The following is a 22,964-nucleotide window of genomic DNA, read 5'->3' as shown; positions in this document are numbered from 1 at the left end:
CGGCCGGCGGGCCGGGTGAGCGACCGCGGCCGGACGGAAGAGGAGAGCGGCGTGCCCGACGAGACCGCCAACGACAAAGGCGCGCAGGCGCGAGCCGATGACGCACGCCCGGCCACCGACGGCAGGGTGCCCGCTCCCACCCCACCCGCCGACGACACCGAGACCGCCGACAGCGCCACCGACGCCCCCGGCACCGAGGCCCTTGAGGCGGACGCCGACACCGACCCTCACAGCCGGACGGAGCCGGGCCGGACGGGCAAGGCCGCCACCGAACCTGTTAGAGACCCTGCCGAAGAGCCGGTCGCGGACAGCGACACCGACACCGAGCCGCACAGCCGGACGCAGCAAGGCCGGACGGGCAAGGCCGCCACCGAACCTGTTAGAGACTCTGCCGAGGAGCCCGCCGCGGGCAGCGACACCGACGCCGAGCCTCACGGCCGGACGCAGCCGGGCCGGACGGGCGAGGCCGCCCCCGAACCCGTTAGAGACCCTGTCGAGGAGCCGGTCGCGGACAGCGCCACCGACGCCCCCGAAGCGGCCGCCACCGACACTGACGCCGACACCGAGCCTCACGGCCGAACGCAGCCAGGCCGAACGGGCAAGGCCGCCACCGAACCCGTTAGAGACCCTGCCGAGGAGCCCGCCGCGGGCAGCGACACCGACACCGAGCCTCACGGCCGGACGGCGCCGGGCCGGACGGGCGAGGCCGCCGTCGGAGCCGATGAAGAGTCCGAGGAGGCCGTCGCGGACAGCGGGGCGTTGATTCCCGAGGAGACCGACGAGCCCGTCGGGGAACGTGACCCCGCGACCGGCGGTCCCGTCAACCTCCCGGCGGAGCCCCCGGCGGGCGGACGGCTGGTCCGCGAACGGCTGACGCGCCGGCGGGTGGCGCATGAGCCGGAGGCGCCCGACCCGGCGCACGATGTCGAACAGCGCAGGCGCGAGGCGGGCGTCGACCACCGCTTCCCGTTCGGACGGCCCGGCGAGCCGCTCGGCCGGGCCCACCCGTTCGTGTTCGGGTTCACCGCCGCGCTCGGTGTCATCACCGCGTGGATGCTGGTGCAGGCCGCCACCAACGCCAAGTCCGTGATCGTGATGATCGTCGTCGCGATGTTCCTCGCGGTCGGGCTGAATCCGGCGGTGGAGCGGCTGCGCAGGTTCGGGCTGCCGCGCGGAGCGGCGGTCGCGACGGTGTTCATGGGCGTGATCCTGTTCTTCGCCGGGTTCGTCGCCTCACTCGTCCAGCCGGTGTCCGAGCAGGTCACCGAGCTGCGCACCAAGATCCCCGAGTTCGTCGGGCAGTTGCAGGACAACAAGACGCTGGCCGACTGGGACAAGCGGTACGGGCTGCTGGAACGCGCCGAGAAGACCGTCAACAGCGACGGCTTCCAGGACGGCCTCACCGACATCGCCACCGGTATCGGCAAGGTCGCGGTCAACGGCGTCTTCCAGACGATCACCATTCTGATCCTGACGCTGTACTTCATGAGTTCGCTGCCGCAGATCAAGACGTTCTTCTACCAGCTGGCGCCGCGGTCCCGGCGGGCCAGGGTCGCGCTGCTCGGCGACGAGATCCTCGACCGGATCGGCGGCTATGTCGCGGGGCAGTTCACGATCGCGTTCATCGCGGGCACGACGTCCTATGTCTTCCTGTCGATCGTCGGGGTGAAGTACGCCCTCGCGCTCGCGCTGATCGTCGCGGTGACGGACCTGATCCCGCTGATCGGCGCCACGATCGGCGCGGTCGTCGTCTGCCTGCTCGCGTTCCTGACCGGAAACCTCACCGATCTGATCATCTGTGCGGTGTTCTATCTGATCTACCAGCAGGTGGAGAACTACGTCGTCTATCCGCGTGTGATGAAGCGGACCGTCGACGTCCAGCCCGCGGTGACGATCGTGGCGGCGCTGATCGGCGGGACGCTGCTCGGTGTGGTCGGCGCGCTGCTCGCGATCCCGACGGCCGCGGCGATCTCGCTGCTGATCCGCGAGGTCGTCATGCCGCGTCAGGAGACGATGTAGCGGCCCGTGCGCCCCCCGGGCCGGCTCAGTGGCTGGTGCGGGCCAGCGCGGCGGTGAACTCGGCGACGGCCTGGTTGAACAGGTCGGGTTGCTCGACGGCGCACAGGTGTCCGGCGCGCGGGATGACGAGCAGTTCCGCGTTCGGTATCGCCTCGGACATGGCGCGGGCCTCCTCCTCGGTGGCCAGGGCGTCCTCGTCCCCGATCATGACGAGCGCGGGTACGCCGAGGCCGCGGAGCGTGGCGAACGACTCGGGGCGGTCCGCCATGGCGCGCTGCGCCCATGCGGCGGCGTGCGGCGGGGTCGCCTGGACGAGGCCGCGAACGCGTCCGTAGACGAGGGCGCGCTGCCGGTAGGTGGTCGGTCCGACGAGGTTCGGCAGCACCTCCTCCACGAGGACCTGTGTGCCGTCGTCGCCGTCGAGGCGGCTCGCCTGCCGTAACCGGTTCTCCCGGACGGTCTCGCTGTCGGCGGCGGCGCGGGTGGCGGCCAGCACGAGCCCGAGGACGAGGTCGGGGTGGCGCCTGCACAGTGCCATCGCCACATAGCCGCCCATGGACAGCCCGCCGACGACGGCCCGTCCGATACCGAGGCGCCGGAACAGGCGGGCGATGTCGTCGGCCATCGCGTCGACCGAGGGTTCGTCGTCGCCGAGCCGGGAGCCGCCGAAGCCGCGCAGGTCGGGGGTGATGACGCGGAACCGTGGGGCGAGGCCCTCCCGTTGGGCCAGCCACATCGCCGAGGAGAGCGGGAACGCGTGCAGCAGAACGAGCGGCGTGCCGGAACCGACATCCCTGGCGTACAGCTGCACGGTCATAGGCGGTCCTTCCGGACGGAGTTCATCGAAGGGCCGCCGGGGACGTGGCGGCTCGCCCTTCGTCTACCCGCTCTCGGGTCGGGACCGACGGGAGTGGCCGTGACCGGCCGCCGCAAAACCGTCCGACGCTATCCGCCCGTTTCATCCCATTCGGTGGGCAAGGGGGCGGCGGCCGGGGCGACCCGCTGCACGATCTCGTTCAAAACGATCCGCACATACGGTTCCCCGACCCACAGGTGTTTGGCGTTGTCGACCGCGATCACCTCGGCCTGTGGCACGCGTTCGAACCGTTTCCGTGCCTCCGCCGGGCGGAGAAAGTCGTCGAACTCCGGGACGAGCGCCACGAGGGGCCGTCCGTCGGCGCCCCAGGCGTCCAGGTCGGCGTCGCCCGCGCGTTTCAGCGGCGGGGACAGCAGGATCGCCCCCTCGACCAGCGGGTCGCGTCCCCATCGAAGGGCCAGCTCGGTGCCGAACGACCAGCCGAGCAGCCATGGCCGTGGCAGGTCGTGGTACTCGGTGTACTCCAGCGCCGCCGCGACGTCGAACCGCTCGGTCTCGCCCTCGCCGAACTCGCCCTGGCTCGTGCCGCGCGCCGAGGTCGTCCCGCGGGTGTTGAACCGCAGCACGGCGATGTCGGCGAGCGCGGGCAGCCGGTAGGACGCCTTGCGCAGCACATGGCTGTCCATCATGCCCTCGGCCGTCGGCAGCGGATGCAGGCAGACCAGTGTCGCCACCGGCGGCCGTTCGAGGGGCGACGCCAGTTCGCCGACCAGTTCCAGGCCGTCGGAGGTGTGCAGCGTGATGTCCTCACGCCGCGCCGGCAGCACCGAGGACGCCCTGATCTCCGCCATGTGTCTCCTTCAGTAACGCGGTGCGTTGCGTGAGCGTTGGACGCGCGGCGCGCGCCGGGTCCGTGCCTGCCAGCAGGGACGGTGCCAGTGCCGCCGGTCCTCGCCGTCCCGGTCGTCGACCCGCCAGGCGACGACATGCCCGACGCCCGGCGGGATCTCCTGGTCGCATCCGGGGCACCGGTACGCCTTGACCGCCGCGGCCCCGGACACGGCCCGGACGATCCACTCCCCGTCCGGGCCTTCCTCGGTGTCCTGGGCCCACGGGCCGCCGCCGCTGCCGGCGGGACGGCCGTGGACGGCGCGACGGTTCTTGCGGGGGCTCATGTTTCGAGGATATTCAGCGCAGCGGGACACCGGCTGTGACGTGCTCCACGAGCAGCGGTGTGGGGGCGAGCGCGGGGTCGCGGGTCTCGGCGTACAGGGCCCGCAGGACGCCGACCGCGCGGTCCAGGCCGAGCCGGTCGAGTTCGGCGATCGGGCCGGTCGGGTAGCCGCAGCCGAGCGTCATCGCGTCGTCGATCGCGTCGGCGTGGGCGTATCCGGCGTCGAGCATGGCGGCGGCGTCGTTCAGGTACGGGAAGCGGAGCGCGTCCACGATGAACCCGGCCCGGTCGCGGCAGCGGACGGCGGTGAGGCCGAGCCGTCGGGCGGCGTCCGTGGCCCGGTCGGCGATGTCCGGGGCGGTCGCGACGGTGACGGCGATCTCGGCGAGCGGTCCGGCCGGGTCGGGCAGGTGCAGCCCGACGACGTCGGCGGGACGTCCGGTCGCCATCGCCTGCCGGACCACCGACCCGTCCACGGACGTGACGGCGAGGACCGTGCCCGGTTTGACGGCCTGGGCGACGGCCGACAGCAGTGCCCGGCCGGCATCGGCGTCCTCCGCGGCCTCGATCACCAGGTCGCAGTCGGCGAGCCCGGCGGCGGAGTCGCGGACGGGGCTGCCCGCCCGGTCGCACAGCGCGGCGATCGCGTCGGCGAGCGGGCCGACGCCGACGAGGCCGACGACCGGCGGCGGGCCGTCGACGGGTTCCGCCTTGGGGGCCGGAGAACCGTCGTGGGTGTGGAAGCCGCGGCCGGTCTTGCGGCCGAGGAGCCCTGCGGTGACGAGCTGGCGGAGCAGCGGCGCGGCGGCGTGGCGACGGTCGCGGGACTCGGCGTAGATCGCGTCCAGCACCCCGAGGCAGGTGTCGAGGCCGATCAGGTCCATGAGGGCGAACGGGCCCATCGGCAGGCCCGCGCCGACCTTCATCGCGGTGTCGATGTCGTCGCGGGTCGCGTGCCCGGAGTCGAGGAGCGCGGCGGCCTGGTTCAGGTAGCCGAAGAGCAGCCGGTTCGCGACGAACCCGGCGCGGTCGCCGACCGCGACCGGCGTCTTGCCGAGGCCCTTGAGGAGTTCGGCGACACGGCACACCGCGTCCGGCTCGGTGAGGACGGTCCCGATGACCTCGACCAGTCTCATCACGGGCGCGGGGTTGAAGAAGTGCACCCCGACGACCTTCGCGGGACGGCTCGTCCCGGCCGCGATGCCGGTGACCGACAGCGAGGACGTGTTCGTGGCGAGGACCGCGTCGTCGCCGCACACCCGGTCGAGTTCGGCGAACACCGCGCGTTTCAGATCGAGCCGTTCCGGGACGGCCTCGACGACGAGATCGCATGCGGACAGGTCGGTGAAGTCGACGGAGAACGCGATCCGGTCGAGGACGGCACGCTGTTCCTCCTCGGTGAGCCTGCCGCGTTCGACGGCCCGTCCGGTCGAGCGTCTCAGATGCCCGCGCCCGCGTTCCAGCGCCTCCTCGTTCACCTCCACGCCCACCACGGCGAGGCCCCCGCGCGCCAGCACCTCGGCGATGCCGGCGCCCATGGTGCCCAGTCCGACCACCCCGACTTTGCTGAACGAACGACCAGTCATGAACGGCAGTCTCGCAGAGCGCGCACGGCCGCACGATGCCGGGTACGACGGGGGTGTGCGCCTCGGAGTCTTCCTTCTCACCGCCCGGTTCCCCGACCAGGACGACGCCTCCGCTTTAACCCGCACCGTCGAGGCGGCCGTCGCCGCCGAACGCGCCGGGTTCGACGACGTGTGGCTCGCCGAACACCACTTCATGTCGTACGGGGTCGTCCCGTCGGCGACCGTGCTGGCCGGGCATCTGCTGGCCGTCACCGACCGGATCGAGGTCGGGACGGCGGTCAGCGTGCTATCCACCCAGCATCCGGTGGCGCTCGCCGAGCAGGCGGCGATGCTGTCCCTACTCTCGGGCGGCCGTTTCCGGCTGGGCGTGGGACGCGGCGGACCATGGCGCGATCTGGAGGTGTTCGGCACCGGCCTCGACCGTTACGAACACGGTTTCGCCGAGTCCCTCGACCTTCTTCTGGCGTGGCTGCGTTCCGACCGGGTCGGGTGGTCGGGAGAACGGTTCCGCTTCCGGGACGTTCCGGTGGTGCCGCGTGCCGCCGTCCCGCCGCCCGTGGCCGTCGCGTGCACATCACCGGCCACGGAGGCCCTCGCGGCGGCGCGGGGGCTGCCGATGCTGCTGGGGATGCATGTCGGCCCGGACGAGAAGGCCGCCGCCGTCGCCCGCCACGGAGTTCCCGCCGCCCCACACATCTCGACCCATGTCGCCCAGGTCGCCGACACCCGGGAGCAGGCCGTCGCGACCCTCATGACCGAGATGCCGCGCTGGCTCGGCCCTGGGCTGGAGGGGTACGTCGCCGTCGACGATCGTCCGCGGCCGTCCCCGGACCCGGTCGGCTACACGCGGCACCTGTGCGATCTGCACCCCGTGGGTTCACCGGACGACTGCGTCGAGTCGCTGGTGACCACCGTCGAACGGACCGGCATCCGGCATCTGATCCTGCTGGTCGAGGCCGCCGGGTCCCGTTCGGCCACGCTGGAGAACATCGCGCGGCTGGGCGCGGACGTCCTGCCGAAGGTCCGCGCCGCCACGAGCTGACACGCGGCGCGCCGGAGCGCGCCGCGCCGGGTTCAGCAGTCGCGCAGTTCGGGCGACTGGTTGAGGATCTGTTCGCGGGGGGTCACGAACGTGCGGTAGGCGCCGGAGTCACCGCTCGGGAACACGGCGACGCGGTGGCAGTTCTGGAAGGCCAGTTTGACGCCGAAGTAGCGCTCCAGCGTCCCGCGCATGGAGTCGCTGGCGAGCACCCGCAGCAGTTGGCCGCGGGCCTGCTCGTCGGGCGGCGGTTCCACGTTGTCGGCGAACTCGCCGCCGTCGACCTGGAGCCGCGCCACCAGTCCGCTGATCATTTCCCAGGCGTAGGGCAGGGACGTCTTGATGCACTCGACGAACGCCGCGTCGTCGACCTCGCCCTGCTGCGCCCTCTCCAGGAGTTCCGGGGTCACGTCAAGAGACATGCGGGGGTCCTTTCGCAGTCGTCGGATCCGCTCTCGACGCTAGATCAGGGCCCCCGCCGATTCCAGGCTTGACAAAGATTTTCATTCCGCTACGCGAACGCTCCCCGGCGGCCCCCGCGCGCCGGGACGGGGTCAGCGCGCGGGCGCGGTGCCCTGCCGGGACGTCCGCCGCTTGATCGGCCTGGCGACCCGCTCGGCCCGCTCGGCCCAGAAGTCACGGGCCCGCCGTGCCAGCCGACCGGCCCGGACCGCGTCCGCCTCGGCCCGCATCTCGCGCTCCCGCTCCCGGATGACCGACCGCATGATGTCGTGGTGGTACAAGACCCCTCCCCGTCTCCCGGGTCGAACGGCACGACCCGGCAGTGAAGAGACTCGTCCTAAGGCCCCCTCCCCCACATCGGCAGGACGCCTTAGATCCCGCATCCGCACGCCTTAGCCGACGTCCACCACTAGGGTTGGTCGGCGTGCGTCTCGTTATCGCCCGCTGCAGCGTCGACTACGCCGGCAAGCTCACCGCCCATCTGCCGATGGCACCCCGCCTGATCCTGATCAAGGCGGACGGCAGCGTGAGCATCCACGCCGACGACCGCGCCTACAAGCCCCTCAACTGGATGAACCCGCCCTGTTCCCTGCGCGAGGAGCCCCACGAGGAGAACGGCGCCATCGCCCGCTGGACGGTCACCCACGGCAAGTCGGGAGAACGGCTGATCCTCACCATCGAGGAGATCCTGCACGACACCAGCCACGAACTCGGCCTCGACCCGGGCCTGCAGAAGGACGGCGTGGAGGCGCACCTCCAGGAGCTGCTCGCCGAGCACATCACCACCCTCGGCGACGGCTGGACACTGATCCGCCGCGAGTTCCCGACCGCGATCGGCCCCGTCGACATCCTGTGCCGCGACGCCGACAGCGCCACCGTCGCCATCGAGATCAAGCGCCGCGGCGAGATCGACGGCGTGGAACAGCTCACCCGCTACCTGGAACTGCTCAACCGCGACCCGCATCTCGCGCCCGTTCGAGGCGTCTTCGCCGCCCAGGAGATCAGACCCCAGGCCCGCGTCCTCGCCATCGACCGCGGCATCGACTGCGTCACCCTCGACTACGACGCCCTCCGCGGCATCCAACACGAGGGCACCCTCTTCTGAGGGCGCTCCGTGTGGTGGGTGGGGAAGCGGCATCATTGCGGGCATGACGTTTCAAGCCAGCGGCACCTTCGACATCGACGCCTGGGACGCGGAGAAGCCCTACGAGGAGCAGGGCGGCACCAAGCTGACCCGGATCCACGTCGGCAAGACCTTTCACGGCGACCTGGTCGGGACCAGCAGCACCGAACTGATCACCGTGGAGACCGCCGCCGGGCCCGTCGCCTATGTGGGCGTCGAGTATCTCCAGGGGATCCTGCACGGGCGCGAGGGGACGTTCGTCCTGCAGCACAGCGCGGGCAGCGAGGACGGCACGGCCGACACGCAGTGGCTGCGATGGTTGATCGTCCCCACGTCCGGCACCGGGGAGCTGGCGGGCATCCGCGGGGTCGGTCAGATCACCGTCGGCGAGGACGGTGGCCACTCCTGGGCGCTGGAGTACACCCTCGACTAGGGACGGGACGGCGCCGCACGCCCGGTAATGTTCACCTATGCCCCCGGTCCCCACCGACGCGACGACGGTCGACTTAGACGGGACGCCCGGGGAACGGCGGTGTGGCGAGAGGGGCCGGGAGCGATGAAGGGAACTGCGCACGGGACGCGAGGGTCCGCGGCGGTGCGGCCGAGCCCGGTGTTCCTCGCGATCGTGGCGGCGACCGTCCTGTGCGGGCTGCTCGCGTGGCGGTACGGGAACGATCCGTCCAGGACGGCACGGCTCGCGCTGTTCGGGTTCGTCCTGTCGGCGTGGGTGCTGTCGCTGTGTCTGCACGAGTTCGGGCACGCCTACATGGCGTTCCGGTCGGGAGATTACGGCGTCGTCAAAAAGGGGTACCTCACGCTGAACCCCCTGAAGTACTCCGACACGCTCCTCAGTTTCGTGATCCCGGTGGTGTTCATCCTGCTCGGCGGGATCGGTCTGCCGGGCGGCGCGGTGTGGATCGACCGGCATCTGATCCAGGGGAAGCTGCGGCACAGCCTGATCTCGGCGGCGGGTCCGCTGTCCAACGCGGCGTTCGCCGTGATGCTCGCGGTCTTCTACAAGAACTTCGCGCACCAGGATCACGGCGTGTTCTGGCTGGGCGTGGCGTTCCTCGCGTTCCTCCAGGTCACGGCCGCGATCCTGAACCTGCTGCCGATCCCGGGGCTGGACGGCTTCGGCATCATCGAGCCGTATCTGCCGCGCCGGTTGGTGGACCAGGCCCAGGCCTACAGCGGATACGCCTTCCTCGTCCTGGTCGCGCTGCTCTGGATCGACCCGATCAACGAGGCCTTCTTCGATCTGGTCTTCAACGTCACCGACGTGTTGGGCCTGGACGAGCTGCCGATCCAGTTCGGACACACGCTGTTCCAGTGGTGGAACGACTGATACGGCCGTTCAGCCCGACAGGTGTCGGGTGATGCGGCGGAGTTGCTCGGCGTAGCGTTCCCGGAACTCGGGTGAGTCCGGGTCCAGCCCGAAGACGCGGCGCACGGCCAGCGGCATGGTCACGGGCGCCGAGACCATCGCCGTCATCGCCAGCATGACCGCGGCGGGGTCCAGGTCGTCGGCGAGTTCTCCGGCGGCCTGGCGGCGTTCCAGGTCGGACAGGTCCTCGCGGTCTCCGGGGATGTCGTCGAGGTCCTCGGTGAGGCCGCGCCACGCGTTCAGCCGCGTTCCGCGCGGGTCGTCCAGCACATGGTCGAGATACCGGACGACGATCTCGTCCAGCGGCACGACCGGGTCGTTGAACTCGACCTCCCGCTCCAGCCAGCGGCGGCTCAGCGCCCGGTACAGGCCCTCCTTGCCGCCGAAGTAGTAGTTGATCAGCTGTTTGTTGAGGCCCGCCCGGTCGGCGATGTCCTGGACGCGGGCGCCCGCGAAGCCCCGGGCGGAGAACTCCTCAAGCGCGGCGTCCAGCAGCAGCCGCCGCGACCGCTCGGCGTCCAGTTTGCGCTCGTCCGGGGCCGGGGACCGCCGGGGCCGCCGCGTGGTGTCCGTCACGCCCCCATGCTAACCGCGTGCCTGACCAGCTCATCCATCCGACTGTTTGACATCTTCAACCAATCGGTTGACGATGGGTCGCATGATCCTTGTCACCGGAGCCACCGGAAACGTCGGCCGCCCTGTCGTGGACGAACTGCTCCGCGCGGGCGCGAAGGTCCGAGCCCTCACCCGCGATCCCGCCACGGCGCGGCTGCCGGGCGGCGCGGAGGTGGCTCGCACCGACGAGTCGCCCCTGGACGGCATCACCGCGATCTTCCTCAACCCGGCCGTGTTCTGGGGCGGCGTGGACGACCTGCTGGCCCGCGCGGTCGAGCACGGCGTCCGGCGTGTCGTCATGCTGTCGACGTCGGCCGCCGTCGACCCCGACCCGTCCAACGAGATCGCCGTGCACCATCTGGCGATCGAGCGCGCGATCGAGGACTCCGGGATGGAGTGGACGTTCGCGCGCCCCGGCGAGTTCGCGTCCAACGCCCTGGCCTGGCGGCAGACGATCCGCGCCGGTGCCGCCGTGCGCGGACCGTACGCCGCCGCGCGCACCACGCCGATCCACGAGCGCGACATCGCCGCCGTGGTCGCCCGTGCCCTGCTCACCGACGACCTCGTCGGCACCCGACCCGTGCTCAGCGGCCCCGAGTCGATCACCGTCCCGGAGAAGGTCCGGCTCGTCGGCGAGGCGATCGGCCGCCCGACGTGCTTCGAGGAGATCACGCCGGACGAGGCGCGAACGGAGATGCTCGCCCACCCGCACATGCGTCCGGGCGTGGTGGACGCCCTGCTCAAGCTGCGGGCCTGGTCGGTCGACCACCCACCGGAACCGTCTCCGGAGGTCGAGCGCATCACCGGCCGTCCGGCGCGTACCTTCGCCTCCTGGGCCGTCGACCACGCCGCCGACTTCCGCTGATCCGGCCCGCCGGGGCCCGGGGCATACAGTGGATTACCAGCGAGTACCCTTCGCCCTCCCGGGAGGTTCCTGATGTCCGTGGCCACGGAGAGCGCCGAGACGTTCGCGTCCCTGAACCCGGCCACCGGCGAGGTCGTCGCCGAACATCCCGTCCGGGACGCCGGCGCCGTGGCCGCGGCCGTCGAACGCGCCCGGGAGGCGGCCGGTTGGTGGAGCGCGCTCGGCTGGAAGGAACGCAGGCTCCGGCTGCTGAACGTCAAGGGCTCGCTGGCCCGGAACCTCAACCGGATGGCCGAGCTGATCCACCAGGAGACCGGCAAACCGCTCCAGGACGCCCAGCTTGAAACGATCATCGCGATCACGCATGTCGACTGGGCCGCCCGCAACGCGCACAAGGTCCTCGGGCCGCGCACGGTCTATCCCGGGCTGATGGCGATCAACCACAAGTGCGTGCTGGAGTACCAGCCGCTCGGCGTCGTCGGTGTGATCGGCCCGTGGAACTACCCGATCGTCACCCCGATGGGCTCGATCGCCTACGCGCTGGCGGCCGGGAACACCGTGGTGTTCAAACCGTCGGAGTTCACCCCGGGCGTCGGGGTGTTCCTGGCTGAGCTGGTCGCGGCGGTCGTCCCCGAACATCCCGTCCTGCAGACGGTCACCGGGCTCGGGGAGACCGGCGCGGCGCTCGCCTCCTCCCCCGGCGTCGACAAGGTCGCCTTCACCGGCTCGGCCCGGATCGCCAGGCGCGTCATGGCCGCCTGCGCCGAGAACCTCACCCCGATCATCGCCGAGTGCGGCGGCAAGGACGCCTGTGTCGTGGACGCGGGCGCCGACCTCGACGCCGCCGCCGACGCCGCCCTGTGGGGCGCCATGGCCAACGCGGGCCAGACCTGTATCGCCATCGAACGGATCTACGTCGTCGACGAGGTCTACGACGCGTTCCTCGACGCGCTCACCGCCAGGGCCCGCGAGCTGCGGCCCGGCTTCGACCGCGAGGCCGCCTACGGCCCGATCACGATGCCCGAACAGCTCGACGTCATCGAACGCCACATCAAGGACGCCCTCGCCAGGGGCGCGACGGCGGTCGTGGGCGGCGCCGAGTCCGTGCGCAGGCCGTATGTGGAGCCGGTCGTGCTGGCGGACGTGCCGGACGACTCGTCCGCCGTCCGCGAGGAGACCTTCGGCCCGACGATCACCGTGCACCGGGTCGGGGACCTCGACGAGGCCGTCGAGAAGGCCAACGCGACCGGCTACGGCCTCGCCGGGGCGGTCTTCTCCGGCGACCGGTCCCGCGCCATGGACGCCGCCCGCCGGATGCGCACCGGCATGGCGTCGATCAACGCGTTCGGCTCGTACGCGCAGATCCCGGCGCTGCCGTTCGGTGGTGTCGGCGACTCCGGGTTCGGGCGCGTCCACGGCCCGGACGGCCTGCGCGAGTTCTCCCGCCCGAAGGCCATCACCCGGCAGCGTTTCGCGGCCATGAACCTGGCGTCGTTCACCCGGACCGACAGGGACATGGCCCGCGTCCTCGGCCTGGTCAACATGCTGCACGCCCGCCGCTACAAGCGCTGAGCCGCGCCGCATGAGGCCCCGCTGAGCCACTAAGGCGCTCCGCGGCGGCCTAGATAAGGCGTCGTACCGATGTGAGGGGTGGCGCCTTAGGACGAACCTTGTACATGTCGGGCCGAGAGGGCCCGGCGGAGACAAGGAGAGCGACATGATGCGTCCGGACTTCAGCAACGTCATCATCAACGACCGCGTCAGCGCGCTGCGGAAGGAGGCCAAGAAGGCCCGCCGCGTCCGCGCCGCGAAGGCCCTCAAGCGGTGACGCCCCCGGCCTGTCCAAGCGGTCCCGCGCCCCCGTCCGAACGGACGGGGGCGCTTTTCGTGCGCGGCGACCCCCGGGCCGGAGGTCAGGTCCGGGCGGTGGCGGGCTTGAGGGGCGTGTGGCCGCGGATGAGGTCGGCGGCGCGTTCGGCCAGGGCGATGGTGGCGGCGTTGGTGTTGCCGCGCGGGACGGCGGGCATGACGGACGCGTCCACCACGCGCAGCCCCTCGACACCGCGGACGCGGAGTTCGGGATCGCAGACCGCGCCGTCCGCGCCCATCGCGCAGGTGCTCGTGGGATGGAACAGGGTCGCGCATTCCCGGCGGACGAAGTCGACGAGGGCCTCGTCGGTGTCGACCTGCTCGCCGGGGGCCCACTCACCGCCGGTCAGGGACGCCAGCGGGCCGGTCGCGGCGATCTCGCGGGCCTGGCGGACCCCGGCGACCAGGATGTCCAGGTCGGACTTGGCGGCGAGGTAGGCCGGATCGATCAGCGGTTTGGCGTGCGGGCTGGTGGAACGGAGGGTGAGCGCGCCCCGGCTCTCGATCGCCACCGCCGTGACCAGAACGGAGAACAGGCGCTCCGACGTCTCGGTGAGGCCCTGGTCGACGTAGGGCGAGGGCATCACGTGGTACTGCAGGTCAGGCGCGGGCAGGCCCTCGACCGTCCGGACGAACCCGCCCGCCTCGGCGACATTGGACGCGTAAGGGCCGCGCCCGACCGCCTGGTAGAGGGCGAGGGCACGGGCGTTCGCCAGCTCCCACAGGGGCTTGGACCGGGGCGTCGCGAACATGACGTTCACGAACGGGTGGTCCTGGAGGCCCTGCCCGACCGGGGAGTCGACGAGGACGTCGATGCCGAGGGAGCGGAGATGGTCGGCGGGGCCGATGCCCGACAGCATGAGGAGCTGCGGACTGTTCACCGCCCCGCCCGACAGGACGACCTCGGCGCCGGCGCGGGCCGACAGGGTCTCGCCGCGCGCCTCGTACCGGACGCCGGTCGCGCGACCGTCCTCGACCAGGACCCGGGTGACCAGCGCGTCGGTGACGACCGTGAGGTTCGGACGGTCCGCGACCGGGTGGAGGTAGGCGTCGGCGGCCGACCAGCGACGGCCGCGTTTCTGCGTCACCTGGTAGAAGCCGACGCCGTCCTGGTCGGCGCCGTTGAAGTCGGGGTTCGCGGCGAGGCCGTACGCCTTGGCCGACTGCACCCACGCGCGGGTCAGGGCGTGCTTGTAGCGCAGGTCCTCGACGCGGAGGGGGCCGCCGACGCCGTGGTACGGAAGCTCGCCGCGCTGCTGGTCCTCGGCGCGGCAGAAGTAGGGCAGCAGGTCTTCGTAGGCCCAACCGTCACAGCCGTACACGTCGCGCCAGGTGTCGAAGTCGTGCCGGGCCCCGCGCACGTAGACCATCGCGTTGGTGGACGAACTCCCCCCGACCGTGCGGCCCCGCGGCCAGTACACCGAACGTCCCGCGGCGTGCTCCTGCGGAACCGTGGCGTAGTCCCAGTCGTAGGGGCCCTTCATCATCGAGCCGACGGCGGCCGGAATGTGGATCTCGGGCGCGTCGTCGGGCGGGCCCGCCTCCAGCAGCAGGACCGTGGTGGAGGGGTCCTCGGTCAGCCTGGCGGCGAGAACACATCCCGCGCTGCCCGCACCCACGATGATGTAGTCGTACACGGCGGTCCTCCGGGTCATTTCCCGAAACCCTACCGAACGGGCTTCTGACCGCGGCCGCGGCTAGGGTGATCGCCATGGCGAAGAACAGGGAGAACCCCGTCGTCCTTTCGCGGATCTACACCAGGACGGGTGATGAGGGCACGACCGCGCTGGGCGACGCGTCCCGGACCCGTAAAACCGATCCGCGGCTCGCCGCCTACGCCGACGTGGAGGAGGCCAACGCCGCGATCGGCGCCGCCATCGCGCTCGGGTCCCTGCCGGAGAACGTCGTCGCGCTGCTGGCCCGCGTCCAGAACGAACTGTTCGACGTGGGCGCCGACCTGTGCGCGCCGGTCGTGCCCGACCCGGAGTACCCGCCGCTGCGCATCGACCAGCCGTACATCGACCGGCTGGAGGCGGACTGCGACGAGCAGAACGAGTCACTGGCGCCGCTGCGGAGCTTCGTCCTTCCCGGCGGAACCCCGGGCGCGGCGCTGCTGCACGTCGCGCGGACGGTGTCCCGGCGGGCCGAACGGTCCGCGTGGGCGGCGATCGAGGCGCACGGCGCCGCCGCCGACGGCGACCCGGACGCGGCGGTGGGCGGGGTGAACCCGCTGACGGCCCGCTACCTGAACCGGCTGTCCGACCTGCTGTTCATCCTGTGCCGCCTCGCCAACGCCGGGCACGGCGATGTTCTGTGGAAGCCCGGCGGGGAACGCTGACCGTCGGGGGGTGGGGTTAGCCCCACCCCCCGAAGACCGGTTCCCCTCCTGGTGACGGCGTCCCGTATTGAGCAGTCTGGTTCCTACGGGTGGAAAAGCGACCACAGGAGTGACCACGTGAGGACCCTGACGATCACGGCCGCGCTGACGGCGGCCGCCGCCGCGACGCTGACCGGCTGCGGCAACCTGAGCTTCGGGACGCATCACGAGGACCGCACCTACTCCGCGCCCGCGAACGTCACCACCCTGAAGATCAGGGGCGGGGGCGATGTGCAGATCACGACGTCCGACTCTCCCGGTATCAAGGTGCGGGAACGGCTGCGCTGGTCGAACGACAAGAACAAGCCGACGCTGCGACACGTCACCAAGGGCGACACGGTGACGCTGTCGAACCAGTGCGCCAGGGCCACGATCGGGGTCACCCAGTGCGGTGTCTCCTACCGCGTCCAGGTGCCGAAGGCGACGCCGGTGGAGGTCGACACCGAGGACGGGTCGATCACCGCGTCCGGCCTCGGCGGAACCGTGAAGCTGCACAGCGACAACGGCGCGCTGCGCGTCACCGACCTGCGCGCCACGTCGGTGTCGCTCAGCACCAACGACGGCGCGATCCACGCCTCCGGCCATGCCAAGATCGCCGACCTGTACAGCGACAACGGCGCCATCTCCGCCACCGGCCTCACCACCGACAGGCTGACCGCCCGGACCAGGGACGGCGACATCGATTTCGGCGGACGCGCCACCGTCGCCGACGTCAGCACCGCCAACGGGTCGATCGAGGCGGGCGGTCTGACTTCCGACAGGCTCACCGCCAAGACCGACAACGGCAGCGTCGACCTGCGGCTCACCACACCGCCGTCGGGCGTCCGCGCGACCAGTGCCAACGGCACGGTCCAGGTCCGCGTCCCGACCGGCCAGAGCTACGCCATCAGCGCGTCCAGCATCAACGGCGGCGAACAGATCGACTCGGCCTTCCGCCAGGACTCGACGTCAGGCCGTAGCATCCACGTGCGCAGCGCCAACGGCGACGTCGCCGTCCTGCCCGCCTAACGGACCTGGCGAGACCCCCGCCGGACGGGGGCATCGGACGGGCCGTCGCCGACCCTCAGGCGGGCACCGCCGTTGACCGCGACGGTCGTCCTGGCCAGATGCTGCGTGACGTGCGCGATTCCGTCGACATTGGAGTCGAGGAGCTTGAGGTTCACGTTCTTCAGCCGGTCGCACTTCTTGTGGTAGCACGGGTCGTACGGCTTACCGGCGCTGCCGCCGAACGCCTTGGCCTCCTCGGCCGTCTTCACGCCTTCGGCCCCGGTCGCCATTCCCCCGGCCGGGATGCCGGCCTCGACGAACTGGCCGTAGTCGGAACGGCCGTCGAACACGTGCTCGGTGGTCGGCAGGTGGCGGCGCTCGAAGTAGTCCCGGAACATCTTCTCGATCGCGCCGGAACCGGCGGGCGCCCGCACCCCGGCGCGGACGGAGTGATCCCCGTCGTACACGCCACGGGTGCCGTTGACCGAGCCGAGCATGTCGAAGTTCAGGGCCAGCGCGATCGACTTCCGGTCGGACGGCGACAGCGACTTCACGTAGTGCGTGGAGCCCCGTAGCCCCTCCTCCTCGGCGCCCCACCACGCGAACCTGACCCGGTTGCGCAGACCGTCCTCGCCCAGCTCCCTGATCTTCGCGGCGATGGCGAGGAGGGCGGCCGCGCCGGTGCCGTTGTCGTTGATCCCCGGGCCCGCGGGAACGCTGTCGAGATGCGCGCCGACCAGCACGACGTTGTCGCCGCGTCCCTGCTCGGTGTCGGCGATGACATTGGCGGTGCGCCGCTTGCCGTGCACGGTGTCGGTCCGCACCCGCAGGTGGAGCCCGCCCTTGTCCGCCGCCTTCGCCAACGCGGCGCCGACCTTGTGGGACGGCCCGACCACCGGAAGCGTCGACGGCGCGCTCAGGGTGCCGTTCACCGGCCCCCTCTCCCCGGGCCCGTTGTAGATCACGACGGCGGACGCGCCCGCGTCCTTCGCCTTGGCGGCCTTCGCCTCGAACGTGCAGGACCCGCGTTGGAGGAGCGCGATCGAGCCCTTCGGAAAGTCGGCGAAGTCGCGTTTCTCGCAGCCGCTCGTCCCGTCGCCCTTGGACGGCAGGTCGACGGCGGTCACCCGCGCGGTCACATCACCGGAACCCGAGTACGCGAACGTGCGGAAGTCCCGGCCCTCCTGGTAGGTCGCCTTCGACGGCTCCGTCCGGGCCAGCACCGCGTCCGACCGCTCCCGCCAGTACGGGTGCGTGAACCTCTGGATCCGCGGGGTGAAACCCGCCTTCCGCAACCGCCCCACCACGTACTTCACCGACACGTCGTATCCGGCGCCGCCCGACGCGCGGTTCCCGCCGTTGTAGTCGGCGATCTCCTGGAACGCCCTGAGGTGCGCCTCGACGTCCTTCGCCCGGACGAGCGCGGCGAGATCGGGACGTGCCTCGACGCTCGTGCCCGCCGAGGTCGGCACCCCCGACAGGACCGGAACGGACAGGAAGGCGGCGGGCAGGCAGGCGGCGGGCAGCGCCACGGCGGCGCCGATGAGCAGCTTGCGCACAGGGACTCCCGTGGACGGAGACGGACCAGCAGCGATCCTCGCCGCACAGCCCGACCCGCCATGATCGGCACGCCGTCACGGCACCGACCCAATACCGAAGCCTTACCGCCCGCCGACCGTCTTCCCGTCGAACCTCGCCAGCCTCACTCCGGGGGATGCAGGTCGACCGGGAACCCCGGTGGCGCCGCCTCCAACCAGGCGAGGAAACCCGTGAGCGCCTCCGCGCCCATCGCCAGCTCCACCGTCAGGTCACCGTCCCTGACCTCGATGATCGTCACGTCCGGGGGCAGGCTCTCCGCCTCCTCCGGGCCTGGGCCGCGCCGGTTGGCCACGACAAGGCCCCGGCGGTGAATCACCTGCCGGGGCCTGGTCCGGAAACCGAAGACACGATGCCACTGCAGCACATCGCCCTTGTAACGGCCGAAGCCGAGACGCCACGCACCCGGGACCTCCGCGTCCCGGGGCAGCTCACGCAGACTGCACTCCACGGTGCCGCCGCCGCGGGCGAACAGCCGGCGCCGCACCACCATTCCCACGTACAGCAGTACCGCGAGCAGGACGACCGCGGCGAGCACCCCGCCCGCGTCCACCGCCAGGTGCTCGCCCAATCTCCCGCCGTCCGCCGAAGCCTCAGGCTTCGATGCCCGCCGCGCGCAGCCGTGCCCGGGCCCGCCGCTCCGGCGTCGCGTCGTCGTTCTCGGCCGCGAGCGCGTTCTCCAACGCCTGCCGGGCGTCCTGGACGTCGATGTCCTTGCCCAGTTCCGCCTGCTCGGCCAGCACCGACACCTCGTCGGCGGCGACGGAGAAGAAGCCGCTGCCGACCATCGCGCGGATCGGCTCACCGCCGTCCGCCGGCTCGATCTTCACCACACTGCCGTCGAGGAGGACGCCCAGCACCGGGGCGTGGCCCGGCAGGATGCCGAGCGAGCCCTCGACGGTCTGGGCGACCACCATCTTGGCCTCGCCGGACCAGATCTCGCGCTCCGGCGAGACCAGCCCGACTCTCAGGTTTGCCACGTCTGCTTCCTCCTCGAATCCGGAGGGGCCACCCGAACCCGGGCGGCCCCTCCGGAGCGGATCACTTCTCCAGCTCGCGGGCCTTCTTCTCGGCGTCCTCGATGCCGCCGCACATGAAGAACGCCTGCTCGGGCAGGTGGTCGTACTTGCCTTCGGCGATCGCCTTGAAGGAGGCGACGGTGTCGTCCTTGGACAGCGTCACACCGGCGATACCGGTGAACTTCTCCGCCACGTACATCGGGTGCGACAGGAAACGCTCGATGCGCCGCGCCCGCTGGACGGTGACCTTGTCCTCTTCCGACAGCTCGTCGATACCGAGGATCGCGATGATGTCCTGCAGTTCCTTGTACTTCTGCAGGATCCGCTTGACCTCCTGCGCCACCTGGTAGTGCTCGTTGCCGAGGATCTGCGGGTCCATGATCCGGGACGTGGAGTCCAGCGGGTCCACGGCCGGGAAGATGCCCTTCTCCGAGATGCTCCGCGACAGGGTCGTGGTGGCGTCCAGGTGCGCGAACGTGGTGTGCGGCGCCGGGTCGGTGATGTCGTCGGCGGGCACGTAGATCGCCTGCATCGAGGTGATCGAGTTACCGCGCGTCGAGGTGATCCGCTCCTGCAGCACGCCCATCTCGTCCGCCAGCGTCGGCTGGTAGCCCACCGCGGACGGCATCCGGCCGAGCAGCGTCGACACCTCCGAGCCCGCCTGCGTGAACCGGAAGATGTTGTCGATGAACAGCAGCACGTCCTGGTTCTGGACGTCGCGGAAGTACTCCGCCATCGTCAGCCCGGACAGCGCGACCCGCAGACGGGTGCCCGGCGGCTCGTCCATCTGCCCGAACACCATGGCGGTGTCCTTGAGGACGTCCATCTCGTCCATCTCGACCCAGAGGTCGTTGCCCTCACGGGTGCGCTCGCCGACACCGGCGAACACCGAGGTGCCACCGAAGTTCAGCGCGACCCGGCGGATCATCTCCTGGATCAGCACGGTCTTGCCGACGCCCGCGCCGCCGAACAGACCGATCTTGCCGCCCTTGACGTAGGGGGCCAGCAGGTCGATGACCTTGATGCCGGTCTCCAGCATCTCGGTCTTGGACTCCAGCTGGTCGAACGGCGGGGCGCCGCGGTGGATGCCCCAGCGCTCGGTGACCTCCAGGCTGGCCGTCGGAACGTCCAGCGCGTCGCCGAGGGTGTTCCACACGTGGCCCTTGGTGATGTCACCGACCGGGACCGTGATGGACGAACCGGTGTCGACCACCGGGGCGCCGCGGACCAGGCCGTCGGTCGGCTGCATCGAGATGGCCCTGATCATGTTGTCGCCGAGGTGCTGCGCGACCTCGAACGTCAGGGTCTTCTCCTCGCCGCCCAACGTGACCTGCACGTGCAGCGCGTTGTAGATCTCCGGAATGGCGTCGGCGGGGAACTCCACGTCGACGACCGGGCCGATGACACGGGCGACGCGCCCGGTCGCGGTCGCCGTCTCTACCTGAGCAGTCATTATCACTCCCCGCCAGACTCGGCGAGCGCGTCAGCGCCACCGACGATCTCGCTGATTTCCTGGGTGATCGCGGCCTGCCGCGCCTGGTTCATCTGGCGCGTGTAGACCCCGAGCAGTTCGTTGGCATTGTCGGTCGCCGACTTCATCGCCCGCCGGACGGACGCCTGGAACGACGCCGCCGACTGGAGCAGCATGTGGAAGATGCGGCTCTCGACGTAGTTCGGCAGCAGCAGGTCGAGCGCCGCCGACGCGGACGGCTCGAACTCGTAGGCCGGGGGGACCTTCCCGGACTCGGTCTCCTCGATCTCCAGCGGCAGCAGCCGCTTGACCTGGACGGCCTGCGTCAGCATCGAGACGAACTCGGTGTAGACCACATGGATCTCACCGACCCCGCCCTCCGCGTCGGTCTTCAGGAAGTCCTCGGTGAGCCGTCGCCCGATCCGCTCCGCGTTCGCGAAGTCGGGCCGGTCGCTGAACCCGTGCCACGTCTCGGCGACCTCCCGGCCCCGGAAGCGGTACCAGGTGATCCCCTTGTTGCCGATCACGTACGGGATCGGCTCGCGGCCCTCGTCCCGCAGCCGCCTCATCAGCGCCTCGGACTCGCGGATCACGTTGGCGTTGTAGGCGCCGCAGAACCCGCGGTCACTGGTGATGACCAGGACGGCGCTGCGCCGGTCGGTCGGCTGCTCCTGGAGGAGCGGATGGTCGATCCCGACATGATGGCTCACCAGCGCGGTCAGGGCCTGGGTGATCTGGTCGGCGTAGGGCTTGGAGGCCGTCACCGCCTGCTGGGCCTTGACGATCCGCGACGTGGCGATCATCTCCTGGGCACGCGTGATCTTGGCGGTCGACTTGACCGACTTGATCTGCTGCCGGAGTTGGCGAAGCTGTGCGGCCATCGCCGTCAGTCCTTCTTGACGCGGGTGATCGTCTCCTGACCCACGGCCTTCTTGTCGATCGGCTCCACCGGCTCCTCCGCGAGGATCTCACCCTCGCTGGTCTGGAAGCCCTTCTTGAACTCCGTGATGGCGTTCTTGAGGTGGGTGAGCTCGTCGTCGGACAGCTTGCCCGTCTCGCGGATCGTGGTCAGGACGCCGCCGTGCTCGCGCTCCACGAAGTCGAGGAACTCGCGCTCGAACCGGCGGATGTCCTCGACCGGCACGTCGTCCAGCTCACCGGACGTGCCCGCCCACACCGACACGACCTCCTGCTCGGCCGGGAACGGCGACCCCTGGGGCTGCTTCAGCAGCTCCACCAGCCGCGAACCGCGGTCGAGCTGCGCGCGGGACGCCGCGTCCAGGTCGGACGCGAACGCGGCGAACGCCTCCAGGTCACGGAACTGCGACAGCGCGAGGCGCAGCGTACCGGCGACCTGCTTCATCGCCTTGATCTGCGCGTCGCCACCGACCCGGGACACCGAGATACCGACGTTGATCGCCGGCCGGACGCCCTGGTTGAACAGGTCGGTCTCCAGGAAGCACTGCCCGTCGGTGATGGAGATGACGTTCGTCGGGATGTAGGCCGACACGTCGTTGCCCTTGGTCTCGATGATCGGCAGACCCGTCATCGAGCCGCCGCCCATGTCGTCCGACAGCTTCGCACAGCGCTCCAGCAGCCGGGAGTGCAGGTAGAACACGTCACCGGGGTAGGCCTCGCGGCCCGGCGGGCGGCGCAGCAGCAGCGACACCGCGCGGTAGGCCTCCGCCTGCTTCGACAGGTCGTCGAAGATGATCAGGACGTGCTTGCCCTGGTACATCCAGTGCTGCCCGATCGCGGACCCGGTGTAGGGGGCGATGTACTTGAAGCCCGCCGGCTCGGACGCGGGCGCCGCCACGATCGTCGTGTACTCCAGCGCGCCGGCCTCCTCCAGGGAGCGGCGCACGTTCGCGATCGTGGAGCCCTTCTGGCCGACCGCGACGTAGATGCAGCGGACCTGCTTGCTCTCGTCGCCGGACTCCCAGTTCTCCTTCTGGTTGATGATGGTGTCCACGCAGACGGTCGTCTTGCCCGTCTGCCGGTCACCGATGATCAACTGCCGCTGGCCGCGGCCGATGGGGGTCATCGCGTCGATGGCCTTGATGCCGGTCTGGAGCGGCTCGCTCACCGACTGGCGCTGCACGACGGTCGGGGCCTGCAGTTCGAGCGCGCGGCGCTCGGTGGACTCGATCGGGCCCTTGCCGTCCAGCGGGTTGCCCAGCGCGTCCACGACGCGACCGAGGAAGGCGTCGCCGACGGGCACCGACAGGACCTCGCCGGTCCGCCGGGCCTTCTGGCCCTCCTCGATCTTGCTGAAGTCACCCAGGACAACGGTACCGATCTCGCGCACGTCCAGGTTCAGAGCCAGACCCCGGGTACCGTCCTCGAACTCGATGAGTTCGTTCGCCATCGCGGACGGCAGCCCCTCGATGTGGGCGATGCCGTCGCCGGAATCGACGACGGTGCCGACCTCCTCGCGCGCGGCGGCGTCGGGCTCGTACGACTGGACGAAGCGCTCCAGCGCGTTCCGGATCTCATCCGGACGGATCGTCAGCTCCGCCATGATTCCTCTCTTGCTCCCTCAGAAGTCCGCTCTGCCGGCC

23 protein-coding genes are annotated in these 22,964 nt (G+C 70.8%); 9 read left to right on the top strand and 14 right to left on the bottom strand.

Annotated elements, in window-relative coordinates; genetic code table 11:
• Window positions 1-51 precede the first annotated feature (51 nt).
• On the top strand, window positions 52-2,019 hold the full coding sequence (locus BZB76_RS35810) for an AI-2E family transporter (RefSeq protein WP_246006863.1): 1,968 nt from the start codon (window positions 52-54) through the stop codon (window positions 2,017-2,019).
• 25 nt (window positions 2,020-2,044) lie between these two features.
• Here the strand turns inward: BZB76_RS35810 and BZB76_RS10415 are convergent, their stop codons facing one another.
• The 4 genes from BZB76_RS10415 to BZB76_RS10400 form a co-directional block, all read right to left on the bottom strand.
• The gene (locus tag BZB76_RS10415; protein WP_121434066.1) at window positions 2,045-2,836 is read right to left on the bottom strand and encodes an alpha/beta fold hydrolase; all 792 of its coding nucleotides are present in this window, start codon (window positions 2,834-2,836) and stop codon (window positions 2,045-2,047) included.
• Between the two features lie 128 nt (window positions 2,837-2,964).
• Window positions 2,965-3,687, bottom strand: a complete 723-nt coding sequence (locus BZB76_RS10410; RefSeq protein ID WP_121434065.1) for an alpha/beta hydrolase — start codon at window positions 3,685-3,687, stop codon at window positions 2,965-2,967.
• A gap of 9 nt (window positions 3,688-3,696) precedes the next feature.
• Complete coding sequence (locus BZB76_RS10405; protein ID WP_121434064.1) at window positions 3,697-4,011, bottom strand: ATP/GTP-binding protein; 315 nt, start codon at window positions 4,009-4,011, stop codon at window positions 3,697-3,699.
• Window positions 4,012-4,024: 13 nt separating this feature from the next.
• On the bottom strand, window positions 4,025-5,596 hold the full coding sequence (locus BZB76_RS10400; RefSeq protein ID WP_121434063.1) for a 3-hydroxyacyl-CoA dehydrogenase family protein: 1,572 nt from the start codon (window positions 5,594-5,596) through the stop codon (window positions 4,025-4,027).
• A 55-nt stretch (window positions 5,597-5,651) separates the two neighbouring features.
• On the opposite strand from BZB76_RS10400, the gene BZB76_RS10395 reads away from it, so the two are divergent.
• Window positions 5,652-6,638 (top strand): LLM class flavin-dependent oxidoreductase, encoded by a 987-nt coding sequence (locus BZB76_RS10395; protein WP_121434620.1) that lies wholly within the window; start codon window positions 5,652-5,654, stop codon window positions 6,636-6,638.
• 32 nt (window positions 6,639-6,670) lie between these two features.
• Here the strand turns inward: BZB76_RS10395 and BZB76_RS10390 are convergent, their stop codons facing one another.
• Together BZB76_RS10390 and BZB76_RS10385 are read right to left on the bottom strand one after the other, a co-directional pair.
• Window positions 6,671-7,057: an SCO5389 family protein gene (locus BZB76_RS10390; protein WP_121434062.1), complete on the bottom strand. Its 387-nt coding sequence runs from the start codon at window positions 7,055-7,057 to the stop codon at window positions 6,671-6,673.
• Between the two features lie 132 nt (window positions 7,058-7,189).
• Window positions 7,190-7,378: a hypothetical protein gene (locus BZB76_RS10385; protein WP_121434061.1), complete on the bottom strand. Its 189-nt coding sequence runs from the start codon at window positions 7,376-7,378 to the stop codon at window positions 7,190-7,192.
• 143 nt (window positions 7,379-7,521) lie between these two features.
• Between BZB76_RS10385 and nucS the strand changes: the two genes are divergently transcribed.
• The 3 genes from nucS (at window position 7,522) to BZB76_RS10370 (ending at window position 9,565) form a co-directional block, all read left to right on the top strand.
• Window positions 7,522-8,202 (top strand): endonuclease NucS, encoded by a 681-nt coding sequence (gene nucS / locus BZB76_RS10380; protein ID WP_121434619.1) that lies wholly within the window; start codon window positions 7,522-7,524, stop codon window positions 8,200-8,202.
• A 43-nt stretch (window positions 8,203-8,245) separates the two neighbouring features.
• Window positions 8,246-8,653 (top strand): DUF3224 domain-containing protein, encoded by a 408-nt coding sequence (locus BZB76_RS10375; protein ID WP_246006862.1) that lies wholly within the window; start codon window positions 8,246-8,248, stop codon window positions 8,651-8,653.
• Window positions 8,654-8,776: 123 nt separating this feature from the next.
• Window positions 8,777-9,565, top strand: coding sequence for a site-2 protease family protein (locus tag BZB76_RS10370; protein WP_121434059.1), 789 nt, complete (start codon window positions 8,777-8,779; stop codon window positions 9,563-9,565).
• A gap of 9 nt (window positions 9,566-9,574) precedes the next feature.
• Here BZB76_RS10370 and BZB76_RS10365 read toward each other — a convergent pair whose 3' ends face one another.
• Complete coding sequence (locus BZB76_RS10365; RefSeq protein ID WP_121434058.1) at window positions 9,575-10,180, bottom strand: TetR family transcriptional regulator; 606 nt, start codon at window positions 10,178-10,180, stop codon at window positions 9,575-9,577.
• Window positions 10,181-10,262: 82 nt separating this feature from the next.
• Between BZB76_RS10365 and BZB76_RS10360 the strand changes: the two genes are divergently transcribed.
• Window positions 10,263-11,084: an SDR family oxidoreductase gene (locus BZB76_RS10360; protein WP_211342931.1), complete on the top strand. Its 822-nt coding sequence runs from the start codon at window positions 10,263-10,265 to the stop codon at window positions 11,082-11,084.
• Between the two features lie 72 nt (window positions 11,085-11,156).
• Window positions 11,157-12,656, top strand: a complete 1,500-nt coding sequence (locus BZB76_RS10355) for an aldehyde dehydrogenase family protein (RefSeq protein ID WP_121434056.1) — start codon at window positions 11,157-11,159, stop codon at window positions 12,654-12,656.
• A gap of 341 nt (window positions 12,657-12,997) precedes the next feature.
• Here the strand turns inward: BZB76_RS10355 and BZB76_RS10350 are convergent, their stop codons facing one another.
• Window positions 12,998-14,590, bottom strand: coding sequence for a GMC family oxidoreductase (locus BZB76_RS10350; protein ID WP_121434618.1), 1,593 nt, complete (start codon window positions 14,588-14,590; stop codon window positions 12,998-13,000).
• 74 nt (window positions 14,591-14,664) lie between these two features.
• Here BZB76_RS10350 and BZB76_RS10345 point away from each other — a divergent pair, with 74 nt between their 5' ends.
• Together BZB76_RS10345 and BZB76_RS10340 are read left to right on the top strand one after the other, a co-directional pair.
• Complete coding sequence (locus tag BZB76_RS10345) at window positions 14,665-15,291, top strand: cob(I)yrinic acid a,c-diamide adenosyltransferase (RefSeq protein WP_121434617.1); 627 nt, start codon at window positions 14,665-14,667, stop codon at window positions 15,289-15,291.
• Between the two features lie 117 nt (window positions 15,292-15,408).
• A complete protein-coding gene (locus BZB76_RS10340) occupies window positions 15,409-16,338 on the top strand; it encodes a DUF4097 family beta strand repeat-containing protein (RefSeq protein ID WP_170180571.1) in 930 nt (309 codons plus the stop codon).
• Here the strand turns inward: BZB76_RS10340 and BZB76_RS10335 are convergent.
• The 6 genes from BZB76_RS10335 to atpA all read right to left on the bottom strand — a co-directional run bounded on the left by BZB76_RS10335 (window position 16,335) and on the right by atpA (window position 22,924).
• The gene (locus tag BZB76_RS10335; protein ID WP_246006861.1) at window positions 16,335-17,876 is read right to left on the bottom strand and encodes a M28 family peptidase; all 1,542 of its coding nucleotides are present in this window, start codon (window positions 17,874-17,876) and stop codon (window positions 16,335-16,337) included. The genes BZB76_RS10340 and BZB76_RS10335 overlap by 4 nt on opposite strands.
• A gap of 143 nt (window positions 17,877-18,019) precedes the next feature.
• Window positions 18,020-18,484, bottom strand: a complete 465-nt coding sequence (locus tag BZB76_RS10330) for a DUF2550 domain-containing protein (protein WP_121434054.1) — start codon at window positions 18,482-18,484, stop codon at window positions 18,020-18,022.
• Window positions 18,485-18,506: 22 nt separating this feature from the next.
• On the bottom strand, window positions 18,507-18,893 hold the full coding sequence (locus tag BZB76_RS10325; RefSeq protein WP_121434053.1) for a F0F1 ATP synthase subunit epsilon: 387 nt from the start codon (window positions 18,891-18,893) through the stop codon (window positions 18,507-18,509).
• A gap of 61 nt (window positions 18,894-18,954) precedes the next feature.
• The gene (atpD, locus tag BZB76_RS10320; RefSeq protein WP_117403786.1) at window positions 18,955-20,385 is read right to left on the bottom strand and encodes a F0F1 ATP synthase subunit beta; all 1,431 of its coding nucleotides are present in this window, start codon (window positions 20,383-20,385) and stop codon (window positions 18,955-18,957) included.
• A 2-nt stretch (window positions 20,386-20,387) separates the two neighbouring features.
• Complete coding sequence (locus tag BZB76_RS10315) at window positions 20,388-21,284, bottom strand: F0F1 ATP synthase subunit gamma (RefSeq protein ID WP_121434052.1); 897 nt, start codon at window positions 21,282-21,284, stop codon at window positions 20,388-20,390.
• Between the two features lie 5 nt (window positions 21,285-21,289).
• On the bottom strand, window positions 21,290-22,924 hold the full coding sequence (gene atpA, locus BZB76_RS10310) for a F0F1 ATP synthase subunit alpha (protein ID WP_121434051.1): 1,635 nt from the start codon (window positions 22,922-22,924) through the stop codon (window positions 21,290-21,292).
• Between the last annotated feature and the right edge of the window lie 40 nt (window positions 22,925-22,964).

This window comes from Actinomadura pelletieri DSM 43383 (genome assembly GCF_003634705.1).
In the GTDB taxonomy this organism is placed as follows: domain Bacteria; phylum Actinomycetota; class Actinomycetes; order Streptosporangiales; family Streptosporangiaceae; genus Spirillospora; species Spirillospora pelletieri.
Note: the sequence above shows the minus strand (reverse complement) of the source record. Positions and strands in the feature narration are given on the sequence as shown.

Coding starts and splice junctions, on each gene's coding strand:
- BZB76_RS10390 (WP_121434062.1), bottom strand. CDS start 7,057: ATGTCTCTTGACGTGACCCCGGAACTCCTGGAGAGGGCGCAGCAGGGC.
- atpD (WP_117403786.1), bottom strand. CDS start 20,385: ATGACTGCTCAGGTAGAGACGGCGACCGCGACCGGGCGCGTCGCCCGT.
- BZB76_RS10410 (WP_121434065.1), bottom strand. CDS start 3,687: ATGGCGGAGATCAGGGCGTCCTCGGTGCTGCCGGCGCGGCGTGAGGAC.
- BZB76_RS10415 (WP_121434066.1), bottom strand. CDS start 2,836: ATGACCGTGCAGCTGTACGCCAGGGATGTCGGTTCCGGCACGCCGCTC.
- BZB76_RS10370 (WP_121434059.1), top strand. CDS start 8,777: ATGAAGGGAACTGCGCACGGGACGCGAGGGTCCGCGGCGGTGCGGCCG.
- BZB76_RS10360 (WP_211342931.1), top strand. CDS start 10,263: ATGATCCTTGTCACCGGAGCCACCGGAAACGTCGGCCGCCCTGTCGTG.
- BZB76_RS10345 (WP_121434617.1), top strand. CDS start 14,665: ATGGCGAAGAACAGGGAGAACCCCGTCGTCCTTTCGCGGATCTACACC.
- atpA (WP_121434051.1), bottom strand. CDS start 22,924: ATGGCGGAGCTGACGATCCGTCCGGATGAGATCCGGAACGCGCTGGAG.
- BZB76_RS10400 (WP_121434063.1), bottom strand. CDS start 5,596: ATGACTGGTCGTTCGTTCAGCAAAGTCGGGGTGGTCGGACTGGGCACC.
- BZB76_RS10315 (WP_121434052.1), bottom strand. CDS start 21,284: ATGGCCGCACAGCTTCGCCAACTCCGGCAGCAGATCAAGTCGGTCAAG.
- BZB76_RS10355 (WP_121434056.1), top strand. CDS start 11,157: ATGTCCGTGGCCACGGAGAGCGCCGAGACGTTCGCGTCCCTGAACCCG.
- BZB76_RS10405 (WP_121434064.1), bottom strand. CDS start 4,011: ATGAGCCCCCGCAAGAACCGTCGCGCCGTCCACGGCCGTCCCGCCGGC.
- BZB76_RS10375 (WP_246006862.1), top strand. CDS start 8,246: ATGACGTTTCAAGCCAGCGGCACCTTCGACATCGACGCCTGGGACGCG.